The sequence below is a fragment of the Anaerosporobacter sp. genome (assembly GCF_965301125.1).
The window spans coordinates 14752-15297 of record NZ_CBDLAM010000090.1 but is presented as its reverse complement, the minus strand read 5'-3'; the positions used below and the strand labels follow the sequence as shown (position 1 = coordinate 15297).

The following is a 546-nucleotide window of genomic DNA, read 5'->3' as shown; positions in this document are numbered from 1 at the left end:
CATCAGCATTTGAAAGATTTCAATCCACTCTCCCAGCAAGGGGAGAGACATGGGGGTGAATTTGTGACGCATGATGATTTTAAAATTTCAATCCACTCTCCCAGCAAGGGGAGAGACGGAAGCCTAGATACGTCATTTGGGAGAATGTAAAATTTCAATCCACTCTCCCAGCAAGGGGAGAGACTTGTATACATTAATGGACGTGCGAAAGTACATCTTAAATTTCAATCCACTCTCCCAGCAAGGGGAGAGACAAAAATTTATATTGAAAGAAGATATATATTTTTGATTTCAATCCACTCTCCCAGCAAGGGGAGAGACTTTCTACAATGCATTATCAGTACACCCAGGTATTATTTCAATCCACTCTCCCAGCAAGGGGAGAGACAGAGTTTGAACGGTGTGAGAAGCCAGAGGAGGTAATTTCAATCCACTCTCCCAGCAAGGGGAGAGACACGGTTGCAGGATATAAGTGTTGAAGGAGCAAAATTTCAATCCAAAATAGCAGCAAGGGGAGAGAATAACAGAAAACATTTATTATATTAA

Annotated in this window: 1 CRISPR repeat array. The window is 41.6% G+C overall.

Annotation, left to right across the window (positions count from 1 at the left end):
- Positions 1–16: 16 nt before the first annotated feature.
- Positions 17–521: a CRISPR direct-repeat array (repeat unit 33 nt; unit sequence ATTTCAATCCACTCTCCCAGCAAGGGGAGAGAC).
- Positions 522–546 lie beyond the last annotated feature (25 nt).